The 15,760-nt window shown below is 51.3% G+C and carries 20 protein-coding genes; 10 read left to right on the top strand and 10 right to left on the bottom strand.

All coding sequences use genetic code 11. From position 1 onward, the window contains the following. Entirely contained in the window at window positions 1-1,413 is a 1,413-nt protein-coding gene (locus Pla144_RS23700; RefSeq protein WP_146453191.1) for an outer membrane protein assembly factor BamB family protein, read from the top strand. Beyond that, window positions 1,410-2,222, top strand: a complete 813-nt coding sequence (locus tag Pla144_RS23695) for a hypothetical protein (protein WP_146453190.1) — start codon at window positions 1,410-1,412, stop codon at window positions 2,220-2,222. Before Pla144_RS23700 ends, Pla144_RS23695 begins: the two co-directional genes overlap by 4 nt. 75 nt (window positions 2,223-2,297) lie before the next feature. Here Pla144_RS23695 and Pla144_RS23690 read toward each other — a convergent pair whose 3' ends face one another. After that, complete coding sequence (locus Pla144_RS23690) at window positions 2,298-3,557, bottom strand: IS110 family transposase (RefSeq protein ID WP_146453189.1); 1,260 nt, start codon at window positions 3,555-3,557, stop codon at window positions 2,298-2,300. A gap of 400 nt (window positions 3,558-3,957) precedes the next feature. Between Pla144_RS23690 and Pla144_RS23685 the strand changes: the two genes are divergently transcribed. Further along, a complete protein-coding gene (locus Pla144_RS23685; RefSeq protein WP_146453188.1) occupies window positions 3,958-4,956 on the top strand; it encodes a hypothetical protein in 999 nt (332 codons plus the stop codon). 429 nt (window positions 4,957-5,385) lie between these two features. Here Pla144_RS23685 and Pla144_RS23680 read toward each other — a convergent pair whose 3' ends face one another. Continuing rightward, window positions 5,386-5,811: a hypothetical protein gene (locus Pla144_RS23680; RefSeq protein WP_146453187.1), complete on the bottom strand. Its 426-nt coding sequence runs from the start codon at window positions 5,809-5,811 to the stop codon at window positions 5,386-5,388. A gap of 98 nt (window positions 5,812-5,909) precedes the next feature. Between Pla144_RS23680 and Pla144_RS23675 the strand changes: the two genes are divergently transcribed. Further along, the gene (locus Pla144_RS23675) at window positions 5,910-6,155 is read left to right on the top strand and encodes a hypothetical protein (RefSeq protein WP_146453186.1); all 246 of its coding nucleotides are present in this window, start codon (window positions 5,910-5,912) and stop codon (window positions 6,153-6,155) included. 663 nt (window positions 6,156-6,818) lie between these two features. Here Pla144_RS23675 and Pla144_RS23670 read toward each other — a convergent pair. Then, on the bottom strand, window positions 6,819-7,007 hold the full coding sequence (locus Pla144_RS23670) for a hypothetical protein (RefSeq protein ID WP_146453185.1): 189 nt from the start codon (window positions 7,005-7,007) through the stop codon (window positions 6,819-6,821). A gap of 144 nt (window positions 7,008-7,151) precedes the next feature. On the opposite strand from Pla144_RS23670, the gene Pla144_RS24920 reads away from it, so the two are divergent. Continuing rightward, window positions 7,152-7,301, top strand: coding sequence for a hypothetical protein (locus Pla144_RS24920; RefSeq protein WP_197530975.1), 150 nt, complete (start codon window positions 7,152-7,154; stop codon window positions 7,299-7,301). Window positions 7,302-7,348: 47 nt separating this feature from the next. Here Pla144_RS24920 and Pla144_RS23665 read toward each other — a convergent pair whose 3' ends face one another. Beyond that, window positions 7,349-7,561, bottom strand: a complete 213-nt coding sequence (locus Pla144_RS23665) for a hypothetical protein (protein ID WP_146453184.1) — start codon at window positions 7,559-7,561, stop codon at window positions 7,349-7,351. Window positions 7,562-7,808: 247 nt separating this feature from the next. Here Pla144_RS23665 and Pla144_RS23660 point away from each other — a divergent pair, with 247 nt between their 5' ends. Then, window positions 7,809-8,762, top strand: coding sequence for a calcium/sodium antiporter (locus Pla144_RS23660; RefSeq protein WP_146453183.1), 954 nt, complete (start codon window positions 7,809-7,811; stop codon window positions 8,760-8,762). 98 nt (window positions 8,763-8,860) lie between these two features. Further along, entirely contained in the window at window positions 8,861-8,989 is a 129-nt protein-coding gene (locus Pla144_RS25355) for a hypothetical protein (RefSeq protein ID WP_261342342.1), read from the top strand. A 44-nt stretch (window positions 8,990-9,033) separates the two neighbouring features. Here the strand turns inward: Pla144_RS25355 and Pla144_RS23650 are convergent, their stop codons facing one another. After that, window positions 9,034-9,525 (bottom strand): MgtC/SapB family protein, encoded by a 492-nt coding sequence (locus tag Pla144_RS23650; RefSeq protein ID WP_146453182.1) that lies wholly within the window; start codon window positions 9,523-9,525, stop codon window positions 9,034-9,036. A gap of 499 nt (window positions 9,526-10,024) precedes the next feature. Between Pla144_RS23650 and Pla144_RS23645 the strand changes: the two genes are divergently transcribed. Next, window positions 10,025-10,240 (top strand): hypothetical protein, encoded by a 216-nt coding sequence (locus Pla144_RS23645; protein WP_146453181.1) that lies wholly within the window; start codon window positions 10,025-10,027, stop codon window positions 10,238-10,240. Window positions 10,241-10,932: 692 nt separating this feature from the next. On the opposite strand, the gene Pla144_RS23640 is transcribed toward Pla144_RS23645, so the two are convergent. The 3 genes from Pla144_RS23640 to Pla144_RS23630 all read right to left on the bottom strand — a co-directional run bounded on the left by Pla144_RS23640 (window position 10,933) and on the right by Pla144_RS23630 (window position 12,967). Beyond that, window positions 10,933-11,214 (bottom strand): hypothetical protein, encoded by a 282-nt coding sequence (locus Pla144_RS23640; RefSeq protein ID WP_146453180.1) that lies wholly within the window; start codon window positions 11,212-11,214, stop codon window positions 10,933-10,935. Window positions 11,215-11,667: 453 nt separating this feature from the next. Next, a complete protein-coding gene (locus tag Pla144_RS23635) occupies window positions 11,668-12,282 on the bottom strand; it encodes a hypothetical protein (protein WP_146453179.1) in 615 nt (204 codons plus the stop codon). Between the two features lie 169 nt (window positions 12,283-12,451). Beyond that, entirely contained in the window at window positions 12,452-12,967 is a 516-nt protein-coding gene (locus Pla144_RS23630) for a hypothetical protein (RefSeq protein ID WP_146453178.1), read from the bottom strand. Between the two features lie 186 nt (window positions 12,968-13,153). Between Pla144_RS23630 and Pla144_RS23625 the strand changes: the two genes are divergently transcribed. Next, the gene (locus Pla144_RS23625) at window positions 13,154-13,495 is read left to right on the top strand and encodes a hypothetical protein (RefSeq protein WP_146453177.1); all 342 of its coding nucleotides are present in this window, start codon (window positions 13,154-13,156) and stop codon (window positions 13,493-13,495) included. Window positions 13,496-13,665: 170 nt separating this feature from the next. Then, on the top strand, window positions 13,666-14,160 hold the full coding sequence (locus tag Pla144_RS23620) for a HEAT repeat domain-containing protein (protein WP_146453176.1): 495 nt from the start codon (window positions 13,666-13,668) through the stop codon (window positions 14,158-14,160). 101 nt (window positions 14,161-14,261) lie between these two features. Here Pla144_RS23620 and Pla144_RS23615 read toward each other — a convergent pair whose 3' ends face one another. Together Pla144_RS23615 and Pla144_RS25240 are read right to left on the bottom strand one after the other, a co-directional pair. Further along, entirely contained in the window at window positions 14,262-15,317 is a 1,056-nt protein-coding gene (locus Pla144_RS23615; RefSeq protein WP_146453175.1) for an endonuclease/exonuclease/phosphatase family protein, read from the bottom strand. A 214-nt stretch (window positions 15,318-15,531) separates the two neighbouring features. Next, window positions 15,532-15,760 (bottom strand): hypothetical protein (locus Pla144_RS25240; protein WP_231936535.1); only part of this gene is annotated, 229 nt, incomplete at its 5' end.

Here is a 15,760-nt window from a genome sequence, read left to right as displayed (position 1 = left end):
ATGAACCTTGCGGGTGCAATTACACTGCTTCTACTATCGCTGCCATCACTCTTGTCAGCAGGTGAACTTGCTCCAAATTTTGCCAGTGAGAGACTTAGCAATTGGCACCAGTGGCGCGGGCCTGATGCAGATGGTCTTTCGCCCAACGGCAATCCTCCACTCGAGTGGAATGAATCGACCAACATTAAGTGGAAAGTTGAGATTCCAGGAAGTGGTAGTGCGACTCCTATTGTCTGGGATAATCGCATTATTATCTTGACCGCCGTCGATACAGGCCTCCGGCCGGATAGCTTATTTGAACGTTCGGAGGCAAACCTAGAAGAGGAAACTGAATCCCCGATCCGTCGTGGTGGCCGGAAGGGGGTAAGAAAAGGAGGAAAAGCAGGGCAAGTGCTATCGGTACCGCGTCCTAAGACGATCCACCGATTCGAGATACTCTGTCTTGATCGGCATACTGGAGAAGTGCTCTGGCAAAGAACCGCAAATGAAGCGGTACCGCACGACGGACATCATCCTACTCATGGTTACGCATCGGCTTCTCCTACTACTGATGGCCAGAAAATTATTGCGTCATTTGGGTCCTATGGGATCTACTGCTATACATTCGACGGCGAGTTGCTATGGGATACTGACTTGGGAAAAATGCAAACCAGACGTGGTTTTGGTGAAGCGATCTCCCCAGTTCTCTATGGAGATTCAGTCCTCGTCAATTGGGACCACGAGGGTGAGTCATTCATCACCTGTTTGAATGCGAAGACGGGGGAAGAGCGGTGGCGCAAAGCCCGTGACGAAGAAACTACTTGGGGAACTCCGCTCATTGTCGAGCATAATGGCGTCCTACAAGTGGTGACCAACGCTACAGGTCGTACTCGAAGCTACGATCTAGCTAACGGAGAACTTATCTGGGAGTGTGGTGGCCAAGTAAAAAGCCCTATTCCATCACCCATTGCTAAAAAGGGGATTGTGTATTGTATGACGGGGTATCTTGGATATGCAGTCAACGCCATATCGCTAGATTCAGCTGGCGACATCACAGACTCTGGTGAACTCGTGTGGCAATTTGATAAGGCAGCTCCCTATGTTGCATCCCCTCTGATTTACGACGATTTACTCTACTTTACTAAGGGAGAGACAGGAATTCTTTTGTGTGTAGATGCCACGACGGGCGAAGTCGTCTACGGTCCCAAACGGTTGCCGGACCTTGGCACGATTTACTGCTCATTGGCAGGGGCAGCGAAGAAAATATACATTGCAGATCGCGATGGCAATACACTTGTGATTAGACATGGCCGAGAGTTTCACGTGCTTGCTACAAACTCTCTCGACGAAAGTTTCAGTGCTTCACCCGTAATCGTTGACAATGATATTTTTTTGCGGGGACAGCACCACTTATACTGCATTAGCAACGATTGAAGTCAAATATCCACTGTGCCGTATCAACGGCTTCCACTCGTAAGATAAAGGAACCATCAATGAATCACAATTCTCTCATTCCACAGTCGATTTGTTCTCGAATTGTTCTATTGTTTTGCTCAATTTGTTTTTTTTCCATCGCGAACGCCCAACAATCTGCGGTCACTGGGGACCCGAGGGGTGGGGAATCAAAAAAGCCCAAGGTTTCAGCCGACACTTGGAAACTCCAAGCCGAAACCGTTGCTACAAAGCTAGGCTTATCCAAGGAAAAAAGCGACCAATTAGTCAATGTCTATCAAGCATCTCGCGAGGCTCGTAAAGTGGCCTTGAAAGAGCTGCCCAAGTCTGATGATGCGAGCGACGACAAAGCTGAAATGCGTGAAGAAGAGAATGTAAAACAACGAGAGCAACTTAAAGCTGCGATTAGCACGATTCTGAGTTCCGAACAAATCGAAGGAGCGATATTGTCGCTGGGCAGCTTCAATCCTCGTTGGGACCGCTACGTATCTCAAATTGAAGAGTTCCAATTAGATGACCAAAAGAAACAAGATGCGTTGCAATTAACCTTTGATTACATTGTTGACTATGGAAAGGCAAGAAACGCAGCTACTGCTGAAGGCGCGAGATTCTCAAGCGTCTCGGCGCGTACTCTGAAATCGTCCCTCGACGCTGGTCTCGCCAAGCTTTTAAGCGAAGAAGAATTGACAAAATGGGATGAAGCAACGGCTTTTCGCGCTGGTGGAACTAAGCGATCTGCTCCAGGTGAAGGGAAACGAGAAGGAAAACAAGGCGGTCGGAAAAACGAATGAATTGGCTCTTGGAATCTAAGCATTCTTCATATAGCAGACATCTGAGTTCTAGGCAAGGGATCTTGCGGATAATTTTTAGTTTTCTTGGGCGAGGTAGGGAATGATATCTGGGCAGCGTTGTTTCAGGTTGGCGATGTAGCGATCACAGTCGAATGGTACTCGTGTCTTCCAGACGCGAAACAGTATTCTGATCCAGCTACGGGCTATCTTTCGCAGCGCCGCGTGATGCTTCATGCCGCGGTCGCGGAGCATGCGATAGCGGGCTTTGCTCCACGGACAAAACCGTCGTGCACAGTCGGCAAACTCGTGAAACGTCTGCCGGAGATACTTGGGACAAGCGAATCGCCGGTGGACGTGGCGTTGTTTGCCACTCTGCTTCGTCACAGGGGCAATCCCACTGAACGACGCTAGGCTGTCGGCATCTTCCCAGCGATCCCGCTGCGAGCCGAAGGCACAGAGGAGGCGTGGCGCCAGCGCGCTGCCGGCGCCACGCAGATTTGTGAACAAGTGCGCGTCGGGATGTTGCTTCATCGCTTCGTCGATCGCGGCATCAAACTCCTCAATCGCCTTCAGAGATTGTTGGATCTGATGGGCCAACAGCTTGACCGCCATCGCCGATGGGGTAATTTGCGCGTCATCGCGGGTCAGTAGCTGGGCCGCACGAATCCGCTCGAGGATTTCCTTCTGCTGCTGTTCGTTGCGTACGGAGTGCTCACTCAGGACGCGGCGAATGAGCCGACGATCGGCGCGCCGTAACTGGCGAGGGTCGGACCATCGACACAGCACACTGAGCAACAGGGGTAGCTGGTGCTGCTTGCCGAAAAGCTCCAAAACGACCGGAAAACACGACTTCAAGAGGGCCGTTAGCTGCAGTCGCAGTTTCGTTTGACCGTCGACGAGCTTACGCCGCTGCTGGGACAAGTTGGCGATCAGCCGCGTGTTTTCATCGTCCGGCTGCCAGGCCTTCAGCGTCGTGATTCGTTCAAGCAGCATCCGTGCCAGATACATGGCGTCCGTGGGATCGCTCTTGCCGCCGCCAGGGTAGCTGTCTCGATAGCGGGCCAATTGCTTCGGATTGACCGGATAGAGTAGCACGTTCTCGCGAAACATGAGCGCATAGATCAGAGCTCCACGAGACTGCTCCAGCATGATGGCGATGGGCTGACCGCCGGCGAGCTTGAGCATCTCGGCGACCCAGGCGTCAATGCTCTCGGCCGAGTGCTCGAGTTGTTGGTGAAATCCCTTGCCCTCTCGATCAATGGCATGGATGTCGTGCTTCTGGTCGGCCCAGTCGATTCCGATGAAGAGGCCAGGTTGTGCGGTTGGTTGATTCATGATCCGACTCCTTTGTAAGATGGCCAGTTGGTAAATCGGTAGTCCATGCTTCGTCCGGCGGAGTCCTTATAGGGAGCTTTGCTGAGCGTCATCTGAGTGATCCGTTTGGGGCGAAGCGAGCGTGGCGTTCGGAAGTCTGCAATAAGCCGTCGGGCGGCTGGCGGTGATATCCGTAACGCCACGCTGGCTACCATTCTCAAAGAATACCGCGCGCGGCTTTGTGATTCCGCACCGCAGAAACTCCAGGCCGGTGAAAGGCCACCGTTCCTGCGATACGCACAAAGCCGGGGTCAGTGGAATGCTATAAGGCGGTGAAGATGCATACACAGGGATAAAAGCATTCAGTGCTACGCTGTTAGTTCGCAACTGGAATGACATTACAATTTAAGTCGTACAACTTATGCGTATCCAACGATCCTGGCATTCTTATAAATACTATTTCCTGCTAATGAATTTCGTTGGTTTTTCTTTCGTAGCAGAGCCAGCCAAGGCGGTCATATTGGCTGAGGAAGATTTTTCGCATCCGAATGGCAATCTCGTAGGTCAGGCACCTAATCCAGGACCAGGATTGGCGTGGGCTGCTCATACTGACGAAGGCAATACCCCAATCCAAGTCGTCAATGGAATGGCCAGCTTAAGTCAAGGGAAAGGCAGTGGTGGACGCGAAGATGCGAACACAGAATTCACCCACCAATCTTTAGACGCCACGACCTATGCCAGGTTTGATTTCATGCTCCCGAGCGCCGCAAACAGCGACATCATTAATCTAGATGAAGAGGGTTCCAACTTCGCCCATCTAAAGTCGAGCCGTTTGACCAATCACTTTAGGGCTCGCACAGGTGTCCTTGCCCCAGCAGGAGATGGCGATTTCCGACTTGCGATCAATGCCAATGGCAGCCGGCTCAATGAGGGAACTGCATGGGGAACTGGCCTGTATTTCGACACGTTTTACCGTGTCGTTATTAACTGGAATGCCGTAACTGGTGAGAGCATGCTGTGGCTCAATCCTGTTGATGAATTGAGTCCGAGTATCTCCAGCATGGGTCACAGCACCATGCAAATCATTGAGTCTTTTACGCTCCGTCAAAGCAGCGACTATTACGGTACTCAATTGGTTGATAATCTAGTCGTGGCATCAACATTTGCTGAAGCACTTTTAGGTAGTCGTGGTGAAATGAGCAGCGATTTCGACAGAGACGGTGACGTCGATGGGCATGATTTTCTTGTTTGGCAAGGCGACCCGAGCATCGGCGACCTGGATGTTTGGCAAGCCAACTATGCCACGAATGTTCCACTATCGGCAGCTTCGAAGGCTGTGCCTGAGCCGTCGATCTGGGTGCTGCTCTCGCTCGCGGCCGTCGTAAACTACCTCACAAGCAGGCGGCGCACCACCTTGTGAGTATCAAGAACTCATTGATGCGTGATCCAGGTCAGCAAACGCCTTTTTGCCACTCTGGAATCGCATCGGAACCTGCTGAGGTGTCCGCACCGCTGTGAATTCGCCCTCGCCGCAATCCGCAGCGGATGCATCAACCTCGGCGCCAAACCGAATTGGCAAACTGCCGTCGGTGAAAATCACCTCTGCGAGTTAGTGCCCCCCTAAAGGGGGATACGGTGGCCATGGAGAAACCGCGAAACGTCAGTTTCTTGGACACCGATCGGCCATCAGCAATTTGGCTGCTGGATCTTCTGGTGCCAACGTCTCTAAATTTATGCCCGAAATCGACGTGCCGAGAACTGACCGAAAATCAGCTGCTCGGTGCAGCAGCCCATGGTCGTTTACTTGGAACAGCAAACTGGGCACGGGTGACCAATTCCCTGACACTTGCTACTCGCCGCTGTCTTCATCAACACCGTGCGAGAATTTCACTTGATAACCTTGGGCTTCCAGAGTCTTTTCGTAATCCAGCCGTTCCTGAATCTTCTCAAGCAGCCGATTGAGGTACTTCTGCTGCATAGCCCCAGGCGACATGCCAGCGACGCGGAATTCTTCCCCCTCCGAGGCTGACACCTCGAGCTGCATGAGGGGCTTGCCCATCGCAAATTCCATGAGCAACCGGGCAGCCGCCACCGAGCCTCCCAAGGCCTTTTCCCGCATCGCATCGACGATCTCAGCCAGCGCGCCAGGACCAAGAACATGGCAGAAGGCGTGCATGTAGAGCGATTCCCGTTCCTTGCGAGGTCTGCCAGGTCCACCAGGATTGCCTTTGGTGAACTTTCCATCCCGCCCGCGGTCGCCTGTAGCAATATCCATCCGTTTTCCTTGCCGTTTAATCGGTCTAAAATGATGACGTAGGCAACTTAGCTATTTTTGTGAAGGAATGTAAACATCGATGTGGGAAAAGTGAGTAATTGCTTGAGTTGACTTCTGGTTATCTTCACCATTGCCTACACACAATCTTGTATCTCTTGGAATTCGTCGCTTCTATTGATTCGATGAAGACGTTGCTTCAACGATGGCTAGAATGGCCGCTCGACAAGGTGGCAGGTGCCTGGGGAGGGACCGCCAGCAAAGTGGCAAGGATGCGGACCCAGCAGATTGCAGGTGAAACTGTCCTACACAAGTTCATCGCGGAAGAACGAGAGAAAATGCTGTAGCCGAAATATACTTGGATCGCAGTTTAGGCCTCAGTGACGTAAGCTGTCTTAGCTGGCTAGAAACTCAACTTTTTGGTTCGTCTGTTTCTATTGATAATCTCATCAGAGAATAGACGATAAGAAATCAGTGGCGGTTTACCACCGACATATTCCTCATGAATTATGCCAAGCTGTGGAACAGCCGTCTTGTTGAGCAGATTGCTCGGCCTTGAGGGGCGAAGTCACTTGGTAGTTTCTCTCGGCAGAGTTCTCCTGCATTGCCTACCTTCCTGCCTCAGCAGTTAATAGTTTTCTGATGATGCATAGGTTGAATTCTCGTGCGGAATGATCTACATGAAGGAGATCAAAATGGACACGTTACAGGGAAGTTTGAGGGTCGAATCCTATCGTACTGCGAACGATGTGAGTCTTGAAAGCCGTATCGCTAACTACCTCTATCATCGTCATGTTCCAGGATGCGAAGGCATCCGCACAATAGCATATTTGGGGACGGTGGTAGTTAGAGGGAAGTTGCCCTCTCGGCATGCTAAATGGTTATGTATTGAGTGCTGTCGTCGAGTGGCAGGAGTGATTAAATTGATCGACCAATTAGGCGTCAACCACAATCGGGCCAAAAGACCACGTCGATGCAAAGTCTCGCCTAGCCTATTTAGCGGGACTCAATCAACTCGGCGGCGGCTGGTTTTGTCGAGCTAGCCACTCATTGTGGGACTTACGCATCTGCTTGACGATCTTTTTGGATAACTCCATGAGAGACGCTTCGTCTGTTGCATTCGGCTTGACGTAAAAGACTACTTCCTTGGTGTCGAAGTTCTTTTCATCCGAATTGGGTTCAGACTGAGGTTTGCTCATTCTAACTTCCGAGATGATCGACATCCTGTTTGGCTTGAATCGCCTTGGCCTTGATCCAAAAACAAAGGATCTTCCTCCCAAGAAGTAGACGACCTAAGTCATCGCCAGGTTCACGCCTCTAGGGACTCCAACATCGGCGTGCTAATGCTCTTGGCCGGGATCATCCTCAACCGCGTTGAAGGTGGCAATTGGGGAGACCTGCCTTACCGATACAAGATAGCCGCCTTCGTTACATACTTTGGCGGCTTCGTGGTGGTGCTGGTTGGGAATATCGTGGTGCGGGTGTTTCTTTGATCGATGGCTTTGCACCTTTGTGATGCCTACGTACACGAGGAATATCTTTAGCGAATCCTACGTGCCAGAAGTTTGCCAGTGAGGATCCCGACGATGACTCCGGCAGGTCCAGTGATGAATACGGCCCCAAGTCCGCACAGGTTGCTTTCCGGAAAGAGAATTAGACAAAAGATGACGAACCCCGCCATATAGCCGATAAAGCCACCCACCAATCCACCGATACACCCTCCGTGAACCGTTCGATTTGGACCCTCGTTCATGGCGTTTTGTGGTGGGGGCTCGAAAAGTGTTTATACTTGTCCGCCTGATCGGTGCGTTAAATCATAATTTTTCCAGCCGCAACTTCGTGATGCCCAGGTAGGCAAGTGGCCCAAACCCAGGGTAGGTTTCCAGCGGCAATCGATAAAGCCGCTGAACTTGGGCAGGTGTAGCGAAACTGCACAAGTCGATGAAGCCGACGCGAGTTGTGTATCTTCGTTCCGTCTTCTCTATCTGCTATCTTGTGTCATGGCAATTATCGGATTCATCGGCGGTCTCGTTTTGCTCGTTCTTGGAGCGGAAGCATTGGTGCGGGGAGCCAGCCGATTAGCTACAGCGGCGGGGCTGTCGCCACTGGTAGTCGGATTGACAGTCGTCGCTTTTGGTACGAGTGCACCAGAGCTGGCGGTTAGCGTTAAAGCATCGCTATTTGGGCAAGCTGACGTTGCACTTGGCAACGTAGTCGGCAGCAACATTTTCAATGTATTCGCTATTCTTGGCCTGTCTGCTATAATCACACCGCTGGCCGTTAGTTCGCAACTTGTGCGTCTAGATGTTCCTGTAATGGTCGGAGTCTCAGTACTCGCGTGGCTACTCGCGTACGATGGTGTGGTCAGTCGGCTTGATGGTTCGATGCTTTCACTCGTTTTCTTCGGCTACACAGCATTCCTTCTACTAGCCGCCAAAAAACCTGGCACAGTAGGAACGCAAATCACAGAGGTGAAGCCTGACATTCCAATCGGGTCGATGTCCGGAGCGATATTGATGGCACTCGTTGGACTTGCACTCTTGGTCTTGGGGTCACGACTACTTGTCGATGCGGCGGTTGTATTCGCCAAAGCGGCAGGTGTCAGTGAAATCGTGGTCAGCCTCACCATTGTCGCCGCCGGTACTTCGCTGCCCGAAGTGGTTACTTCGGTCGTAGCGAGTCTTCGCGGCGAACGCGACATTGCGGTTGGAAATGTCGTAGGGAGCAATATCTTCAATCTCCTGTGCGTTCTTAGCATAGCGGGCATCGTTTCACCGACAGGCATACACGTATCGCCCGAAGTGCTTCGATTCGATTTTCCTGTCATGATATTAGCCTCAGTTGCTTGTTTGCCGATCTTCATTACTAGGCATTCTATCGACCGTTGGGAAGGAGCGTTGCTCTTGGGGTTATACGTGGCCTACGTCAGTTATCTCATCGTTTCAGCCACCTAGCTTCATGGCAGACACGTCCAGCCACTGTCGGTGACGCATAACCTGCACAGGAGTGAAACCCCGACGCACCTTGGGTTTTAGCGTATAATCCTGTTCCTTTGGTCGTCACACCCCTCGTAGGTGACGCGGCCCCACAGCATTGCCCCGCCGTCGTCCATGAAGCGGGTGAAGAACCCATGTGTCTCGTCGGAGGCGACTCCCTCTTGGTGGTCGACGCAGCCGTCTAGGGTGACGTTGATGCTGAAGGTTAAGAGGATTGTTATGCCGCAATCTAGTCCCTTGGCTCGTGACGTTTAGCATAGTCATCAAGGCGACGGCTGAGCGATCGAAGTATTACCAAAACGGTGAGCGAGGCAATGGTAGCAGACGCAGCCAATGCGTATTCCCCTAAGCCCGCAGAAGTTCCCATGGCCGCCGCAACCCAGATTGAGCCCGCTGTCGTCAGGCCCCTAACTTTCGCGTCGCCATTCTGTCTCAAGATGGCTCCAGCCCCAAGGAATCCTACTCCAGCGGCGACACCTTGTACCACTCGGGTTACTTGATAAAGATTGCCGCCCGCAGTCGCAATTCCCGCAAGTGTAAACACGGCCGAACCCAATGCGACCATCACATGGGTTCTCAAACCGGCAGATTGCCCCGCGAGTTGTCGTTCGGCCCCAACAATGCTTCCAAGAAGGATCGCAAGTGCCAAACGAATTGTATCATCGACGAAAGTTGTGACATCGAACTGAAGAGCAGACAAAAGAAGCGAAGTTTCAATCATCGAAATCCATGTATTGGCGTGATTATGAGTAGTTTGTTAACATTAATATTAGGAGTTTGGTCAACTGCAAGCGGGATAACTTGTTATTAGACAGAAACTTCTTCAGTAAGCAGTCCGCTATTATAGCGTGTTTCCGAATGGCTTCTCAAGCTAGCTGCCTGGCGAATGCGGTGAACCTGCTTCATTCACTTGGCGGGCACCAATACTCCGCCGCTGCGTACATCACCTCAGCGACTTCAAGTTGGAGTCTACGGTGCGTCGGCGTTAATCTCCGAGGCAGGTTGCGGAGCTAGCTGTTTCCAGCGTCGGCGTGCCAAACCTCCGATAGAAAAGTAAGCAAGCGGATTTCTCTCAGAATGACTCCACGACGCCAGCAAACCGCTTGTGCCGATACTCCACCTCCAACACAAGATAGCGACGAGCTTTCTGGGGCTTGTGTGTGACCATTAGTACAGATAGGGTTGCCGCTGTGAATGACGGCAACAAGGAGAACTGAGCGATGGAAAGCAGCACAAGTATAGAAATGATGGAATTTCAGGGATTCAATGTGGAGCTGAGTGAGACTGGCCGGAAAGACGTGGACCAGTGGGCATGCTACCTGTACCGAGCCAATTGCGGTAATGGATTCTTTGGAAGGACTGAGGCGGCCGCACTTGAGAAAGCTTTGGAGGCTGTAGAAGCTGGGAAAGTGGGTTGGCCTGCAAGACTTATCTAGCGGTGGACGATAAAGCCGAGGAACTAAGCTCCATGCAGTTATCGTCACCCGCTCAAGCAATTCGTCGGCGAGCCATGAATCAGTGCCCCCTTGCTTATCTTAACCGAAGTCCAGCACCCTAATTTTCAAATCAGGGAGTCTAGCAGAGCTTTGCTGTTGCTCATTTCCTTGCCAAAGATTTACGCACGGGCTGCTGGGGTCGCTGGCAATCCAACTTGTTCTGTTCGGTGGTAGGCGTCTGCATTGCAAAGTTGGCGACATTAAATCCTCGGGTGCTAATGAGCTTACGGTGTTTGTTCCGCGAGCGGCAATGTATTTGGCATACCATTAGCTTAACATTGTTAATGGAACGAAGTTGCAATGCTAGCAGCAGAGTGCAGACTCGCAACAATAGCAATGCCTGCCACTAGTATGCGAAACAATGCAACTCTAAGCTAACGTCTGGTTGCTAAGCCCGAAAAGCTTGTTCCTTCTGTGTTCCTTGAATCTTCACGAAAGATTCATCATTAGGACATAGGTTGGATCTAAACTGCTACCATTTGATACCCCACGTTTTGTGAACGGAGAGAACTAAAGATGATTACCGCTGAAGCAAGAGACACGTGCCTTCTATCTCGATTTGTCGAGCAGTTCGCGAATGGAGACATCGCCAATGGTCTTAGGACTGTGGATGATTTGAAGTCTGGCATTCGTCAGGAGCGAATGACGGAGTTGAGCGATTGGTCGAACTGCGAGTTGGATTCTATCGAGTTGCATGCCTCCCAGTTTTCGGGAGAATCACTCCTTAACTCGGTTTTTGAGAAACCTTTCGATCGATATCCGGCTGACAAGAGTTGTTCGGTATCGAAGCTGTGTGCACCATCGCCGTTTGCATGGACCTGAGGTCTGCAACAGGTAGCCGGTGAATCACCCTCGACAACCTCAATGTCTAGCCAAGTGGCAGAGTCGGCTTCCTTAGAGACCACAAACGGCATTTTGTTATTCCCCGTTATCATTTTGGAAGAGCAACCCCTGCGAGCCTTGCCTCGTAACTCTGATCTTCATTGCATCGATTTATGAGAATTGTGCTTTCAGGGGTTGAATCCATGGACCAGTAGACTTTGCTATCGTAGTGCAGATATTTCCGGACCCGGGGAGTAGAAGCGTTCGTCAGTGCCGGGCTCCAAAATGTATCGGGCGAGCGAGAGAATCATCTCAGCATTCTCGGGCGTTCGGACACCCTATCTTAACACCGAAAATAGGACTCGCGGTTTTGGCGTGGGTAACTAGTTGCCCTATGCCCTGATGGCGGGGTGGGCTGGTTAAAAAACAGATCCGATGGGGCCCCCGGCGAGAACTTCTCGAACAACAGACTTCGCCTCACGAGGAAGGGCTGAGCAGCGACCCCCCAATAAAAGGAAACGCCGATAGTCCTGATAGGGTCATTTCTATCTTTTTGTGCCATCGATTTCCATCCAGACACGTTTCGTACCGTGGAGTAGTTCCCACTCCGATTCGAGGTCTGGTGAGATTGACGCATAATAATCATCTGTAATACCCAACAACTCTCGAACAAGCTTTGCTTGTTCGGGTGGCAAGTCTGACAAGCTATCGTCTTCAAAATCTGTGTCCCATAGAAAACGCGACTCGTAGGCATCCAAAACATAATCCCACTCACAAACATCATTCCAGTCGATGGGTTCCCATTCCTCTTCAAACATCTCACGAATGGTTTGGCGAAGCTTGTCGTCTCCGCCTTTCTCTATCTCCAAGTGAACGGAAGTCCTAATTTCATGGAGGATACTGGCAAGCGTCGCCTCTGACCACGCGGTTAGCGGCAGACATTCCTCAGTGGCATGGAATAGGTAGCGAGTTACCTCACCAAGCGAAGCCAGTTGTTGAGTTCGTGTCATGTGGTCGAAAACACGAGCACCTCCGAATGCACTTTCTTCATCCCTACTTTCAGTAGCAATCAGGTCACACATGGACAGAATTGCATCTCGGAAGATGTCTGCTTCTTTGCCACGCAGTACTATCTCTCCAGCTTGTGCATGCCAGGTCATGATTTGTTCCTGCTGATGGGAATGGCTCGTGATTTAACGGCATGTCATCTTGGTGAGAGGATTGGCCCACGAACCAAAGATAGCTATTCTATCAAGTTGAACTACCCTGGGGCCAGTAAGTTCTATGGCTCTGCAACTGAGAGGCCGGTGGATCGAAGTTTAGCAACAACTATCTGAGGTGTTTCTCGGCTGCCTTAAAATGACCATCCTCAGAGTAATTATCGAGGTCTCTTATGGCCGGAATTCCATTTAATAATGTCTTGAGCTCTGCAGCAACCGACTCAGGGCTTACACGATCTTCCCTCCCATTTACTATACAGACTAGTGCCCCGAAGACCCCTTTCTTGATGGCCTGGGGATTTCGGTGTGTGAATTCCAAGAGAGCATAAGTAACGCCAGTCCAAATAACGACTTCACCAACTGGATTTGAATCACGCAAGAAATTCAATTCCCAATCTTCAAAGCTACGACACCAATCCACATACTCATTCAAGTGACGCCATTGCCAACGGAGCATGGGCAATAGGGCATCTATTTCCTCGTGTCGGAAGGGAGCTTTGTGAACATCCTGAGGATCTATCCATACCATTTCTGGCTCACTGCCATCTTCTTTGTGTAGGCGAGCGAGTATATGTTTCTCACTTGGAGCTAGCTCACCTTCGCGATAAGGAATAGGATCAGCCATAGTCAGCCTCATCAATCAAGCAGATAGTTTTGGGTCAAGACTATTCACTTCTTCGGAGAGAATATAATTACTCGGCTCAATTCCTGGCAATGCATCCTATGCCGAAGTCGGGACTAATAGGTTTATTTCTGCACAGGACAAGGAGCCCGGACAGGCTTTGGATACACAGTGATAGGGACTAGAAACGTGGGCATCAATTACCAATTCATTTGCGGAAACTGCAATTATGAGGCCGTGGTCTCCGGTGGCGACGATGTCGGCATGGCCTCTTGCACGACCACGATTTCCTGCCAAGACTGTGGCGAGCTATTCGACGTGGTCACTTCGGAGCAACCTTGGGACGAATCAACAGGATTGTCTGATGGGGAGTTGGTTTGTCCCGGATCTGCGTCTGATGAGTCAAGCTATTATGCAGACAGGGATCGCTCGAACCGGAATCATCGTGTGCGACGATGGACATTTCCAGGACCGTGTCCTAAATGCGGTCTGACGATGACCAAAGGTGAAGCAGTGCTTATGTGGGACTAAGGTGGAGACAACATGAAGACCGACAGTTTATAAACCCCTCGAAGACGGACGAACTCTCATGAGACGGATTCACCGAACACTCTTCAGGGAATAAGTAAATAACACTAGAGCCAGGCTTGAGTTTCATAAAATCTATTGTCCAAAGTCGGAATTACATTTAGGAGCCGCACATGGTTGTCCCACTCTCGTCTCTAATTACATCGCTTAGCTCTGATCAGGCATCGGAACGCCAAGTGGCGGCAGGACAGCTCCTTCAGCTTGGTCCGGCTGCCCGTCCGGCGGTTGTCGCACTGGTCGAAGCTGCCGATAGTGACGATGAGACTCGCGAAATTGTTACAGCAGTTCTGGAAGACTTGGGCCCCCCTGACGAGGAGATGACTTTACCGCTAGCCGATATCCTTCAAAGAACTACGCTGGATTCTCCCTACTGGGCTGCTACGCTACTTGGTCGCTTAGAGGCCGCGGCTGCTCCCGCTGCCAAGGCTCTCATCACTGCTGCAGAGGAGCATCCCCAAGGTGCGGTACGCCAGCGAGCTGTCTGGGCACTCGGAAAGATTGGACCACCGGCAACCGAAGCACTCGAAACGCTGGAAGAAATTTTGGCCGAAGACGATCCTCGATTAGTTTCGCTAGCTAAAAACGCCATCGAAAGTATTCGCGGCTAGCTTCGCTGTTCTTCTCGTGGACGTATCCCGTAGGCAATCGTGGTCAAATCGAGTCGCATAGCGATGGAAGCCATGCCAGGAGCAAGTGTTTCTAGATTGGATTAGCGGGGTTGCACAGGACGGGTGGCGATCTGCGATCTACCTCCTTCATATATCGAAAAGCTGGCCCAAACAGGGAAGTGGTCAGATACTTCCAAAGCCTGATCTTGGGTCAGTGCAAAGCTCGACATCAAATTCCATACGCCGCTTTGTGCTGTGTACTCCACAGACCTTCGCGAATCGAAGAGGAGGTTGTCATACGTCTTTGTGCCCCGCGTATTTGTAGGTATGCCGGCAATCGCATATTGGATTCCCGGCAATCGACCGAGTGGGCCAAGTTGGTGTTCGCTGGCGTTCAGGTCGCCTAACATAATCACATCATCTTCACCTTGTTGCTGCATGACCTCAAAAACATCTGCCAAGACATCCACTTCCTCCGCGACTTCATCTGGATCGGTATGGACGTTGACCAACCAGAAAGAAAAGGCTTCCGATGGCGGGATGCCCCTAACGCGGAAATGGGCTATCAGCGGTTCGCGATGTAACAGGTCGTCGGCATCTCCCATTGTCGCGACTGACCCTGGTCTGACTTCAATTCGCGTCGTGTCAAATATAAACGCATATTGTTCCTTGCTGGAACTCCGGCCCAATCGAGGGCCAATCACATAAGAGTATCGGGCACCTTTCGAGTTGACCAACTGCACAAAATGATCCAAGAAGTGGTCGTCTTGGGTTCTGATTTCTTGAATTGCCAACACGTCGAAAGCACGAGTCACAGTGGCTATAACTTCCATTACTCCTTGTTTCTTCTCTTTTGCCGTTCCAAAAACTTGAATGTTGAAAGAACCAATTAAGATTGAATCTCGCATTGGCGATGCGGTTTGATCGCCGCTTTGGTGGGTCGCCATGTGTACGGCGGCCTGTGCGGATGGAACGCTCATTGAAGCGACACTATTGCTGCCTTGAATCTTTTGGAGGGCAGTTTTTACGGCAGGTCCGAGAACGGGCAAATCTGGCATTGCCCAGCCCCCAACACCGGAACTCATCAGGACTGTTGATAGCATCCAGATCACTTTCCGCAGGTAAGGCGGACGCTTTTTCCTGCGTTTGGACACCATCTAGCCTCTCCTTAGGCAATTGAGTTATCGGCAAGGGGGAGAGTCTAGCGATTTGGTGTAAAACCGCCTAGAGCAAGGAAACTAACAGCTTGCAAGCACATGCCTTCCCCGCATTGAATCTGCAGAATCGCAGGTGGGGCTACCATGGGCAGACAGGTGCTGCCAAATCCGCGTCGGATTCATCGTTTGCCTAGGTTTCGCACCGCCCACCTAATTACCGAGGTTTTATCGAGCGGCCCCCCTCTACTAATGGCTGCCCTGCCCAAGTTCCGCGGTTTGGCACTTCGAGCAGAAACGCCGCATGCAGTGCCACGGGTGTGAATAGCGTTTGAAAAGTGCGGCGCTTGGCGGTCGAAAAGTACAGCGCTAGGTAGTTGTGGGGATTGTAACATACCTTCCCGCTTAGGTCACGATTGCTCCTTGGTCTTCTTTCGACGTCTTCG

It is taken from the genome of Bythopirellula polymerisocia (genome assembly GCF_007860015.1).
Classification (GTDB): Bacteria; Planctomycetota; Planctomycetia; order Pirellulales; family Lacipirellulaceae; genus Bythopirellula; species Bythopirellula polymerisocia.
Note: the sequence above shows the minus strand (reverse complement) of the source record. Positions and strands in the feature narration are given on the sequence as shown.

What these genes read in the sequence shown, in the direction of transcription:
- Pla144_RS23640 (WP_146453180.1), bottom strand. Translation starts at nt 11,214, where the DNA reads ATGCCGTTTGTGGTCTCTAAGGAAGCCGACTCTGCCACTTGGCTAGAC.
- Pla144_RS24920 (WP_197530975.1), top strand. Translation starts at nt 7,152, where the DNA reads ATGCTCTTGGCCGGGATCATCCTCAACCGCGTTGAAGGTGGCAATTGG.
- Pla144_RS23700 (WP_146453191.1), top strand. Translation starts at nt 1, where the DNA reads ATGAACCTTGCGGGTGCAATTACACTGCTTCTACTATCGCTGCCATCA.
- Pla144_RS23680 (WP_146453187.1), bottom strand. Translation starts at nt 5,811, where the DNA reads ATGGATATTGCTACAGGCGACCGCGGGCGGGATGGAAAGTTCACCAAA.
- Pla144_RS23645 (WP_146453181.1), top strand. Translation starts at nt 10,025, where the DNA reads ATGGAAAGCAGCACAAGTATAGAAATGATGGAATTTCAGGGATTCAAT.
- Pla144_RS23660 (WP_146453183.1), top strand. Translation starts at nt 7,809, where the DNA reads ATGGCAATTATCGGATTCATCGGCGGTCTCGTTTTGCTCGTTCTTGGA.
- Pla144_RS23630 (WP_146453178.1), bottom strand. Translation starts at nt 12,967, where the DNA reads ATGGCTGATCCTATTCCTTATCGCGAAGGTGAGCTAGCTCCAAGTGAG.
- Pla144_RS23665 (WP_146453184.1), bottom strand. Translation starts at nt 7,561, where the DNA reads ATGAACGAGGGTCCAAATCGAACGGTTCACGGAGGGTGTATCGGTGGA.
- Pla144_RS23650 (WP_146453182.1), bottom strand. Translation starts at nt 9,525, where the DNA reads ATGATTGAAACTTCGCTTCTTTTGTCTGCTCTTCAGTTCGATGTCACA.
- Pla144_RS23620 (WP_146453176.1), top strand. Translation starts at nt 13,666, where the DNA reads ATGGTTGTCCCACTCTCGTCTCTAATTACATCGCTTAGCTCTGATCAG.
- Pla144_RS23690 (WP_146453189.1), bottom strand. Translation starts at nt 3,557, where the DNA reads ATGAATCAACCAACCGCACAACCTGGCCTCTTCATCGGAATCGACTGG.
- Pla144_RS23615 (WP_146453175.1), bottom strand. Translation starts at nt 15,317, where the DNA reads ATGGTGTCCAAACGCAGGAAAAAGCGTCCGCCTTACCTGCGGAAAGTG.
- Pla144_RS23685 (WP_146453188.1), top strand. Translation starts at nt 3,958, where the DNA reads ATGCGTATCCAACGATCCTGGCATTCTTATAAATACTATTTCCTGCTA.
- Pla144_RS23635 (WP_146453179.1), bottom strand. Translation starts at nt 12,282, where the DNA reads ATGACCTGGCATGCACAAGCTGGAGAGATAGTACTGCGTGGCAAAGAA.
- Pla144_RS23670 (WP_146453185.1), bottom strand. Translation starts at nt 7,007, where the DNA reads ATGAGCAAACCTCAGTCTGAACCCAATTCGGATGAAAAGAACTTCGAC.